Annotated in this window: 2 protein-coding genes and 1 pseudogene; 1 reads left to right on the forward strand and 2 read right to left on the reverse strand. The window is 63.9% G+C overall.

Features of this window, described 5'->3' with window-relative positions; all coding sequences use genetic code 11:
* Positions 1–85: 85 nt before the first annotated feature.
* A pseudogene (locus tag NW860_RS09190) lies at positions 86–259 on the forward strand (UDP-N-acetylglucosamine 2-epimerase (non-hydrolyzing)); the annotation flags it as partial.
* On the opposite strand, the gene NW860_RS09195 reads toward NW860_RS09190, so the two are convergent.
* Positions 229–666, reverse strand: coding sequence for an ABC transporter ATP-binding protein (locus tag NW860_RS09195; protein ID WP_414513778.1), 438 nt, complete (start codon positions 664–666; stop codon positions 229–231). The pseudogene NW860_RS09190 and the gene NW860_RS09195 sit on opposite strands and share 31 nt — an antisense overlap.
* A partial coding sequence (locus NW860_RS09200) for a FecCD family ABC transporter permease (protein ID WP_414513780.1) occupies positions 663–1,275 on the reverse strand: 613 nt, incomplete at its 5' end. The genes NW860_RS09195 and NW860_RS09200, both read right to left, overlap by 4 nt.

Below are 1,275 nucleotides of genomic sequence, written 5' to 3' on the forward strand. Positions count from 1 at the left end.
GTGGTTTTTGTTAGTGGTTTGTTGGTGGCCTTGCTTCAATGAGCTGCGCTTCCCATCTCCTATAGGTGCCGATGTCCTTGAGCTTATGGCCTCCCTTCCCCTCGTTGCCGTGATCTTGGGCACACGGCCCGAAGCCATTAAGCTGGCCCCGGTGATCCAAGCCCTGCGTGCCAGTCCCCATCTGCGCACCGAGCCGATCTTGACCGGACAACACCGGGAAATGGTGGATCAGGTGATGCGGCTATTCGGTCGCAGCGCCAGGGATCCCAGTCCCGTCTGCTCCAGAGCCCACTCCACCCGCTGCCGATCCGCTGGCGTCAACTGCCACGCCCACCAGGGCTGGTGGGGAGAACGCCCCAGACTCACCAATTGCCGCACCGTCAGCCCTGCCGGGATCCGCTGCTGCTGGGGCAAAAGAGCCAACTGCCGGGCCACCTGCTTTGGAGTGAGTTGAGCGTGCAGATCCCGACCGTCCAGGTACACGCGCCCAGCTTGGGGAATCAGAACCCGACTCAACAGTCGCAGCACCGTCGATTTGCCGGAACCATTGGGGCCGACAATGCTCAGCCATTGCCCCTGTTGCACGCTGAAGCTCACTTGTCGCACCACCGTCCGGGATCCGTAGCCCCCGCTCAAATCCTCGACCTGCAGGATGGGCTCTCTCATCGCCCTGCCCCCTGCTGCCACAGCAGCCAGCCGAAAAAGGGAGCCCCCATCACAGCGGTGACAATCCCCACCGGCAGCTCTATCGGGCCCAAACGGCTCAGGATATCAGCGCCGCTCAGCAGGGTCGCCCCCGCCAAGGCAGAAAGGGGCAACAGCCAGCGGTAATCGGATCCCACCCCCTGCCGCACCATGTGGGGCACCACCAAACCGACAAAGCCGATCAACCCCCCCACACTGACGGCGGTTGCCGCCAGCCAAGCCGCCACCAGACCAATCACCACCCGCGTCCGCACTAGAGGGATCCCCAAGCTCACCGCCATCTCTTCCCCCAAGCTCAGCAGGTTTAAAGCCCGCGCCTGCCCCCATCCCAATCCCAAGCCGACCAGGATATACGCCCCGGCCACCTGCACCTCTGGCCAGCCCCGCCCGCTCAAGCTGCCGATCAACCAGGTGAGAGCCACCTGCACCCGGTCATCTGCCATCAACAACAAGGTGGAGCTAATGGCCCCAAACAGGGCGCTGACGGCCACCCCCGCCAAGATCAGCCGCTCCACCGCCAGTCCCGAGGGAGTACGCGCCAACCCGTACACCAACACGGTAGTCAGCACC

The organism is Synechococcus sp. F70.1 (genome assembly GCF_047502745.1).
Classification (GTDB): domain Bacteria; phylum Cyanobacteriota; class Cyanobacteriia; order Thermostichales; family Thermostichaceae; genus Thermostichus.

Excerpts from the sequence above, each read along its gene's own strand:
- NW860_RS09195 (WP_414513778.1), bottom strand. The coding sequence starts at position 666 with ATGAGAGAGCCCATCCTGCAGGTCGAGGATTTGAGCGGGGGCTACGGA.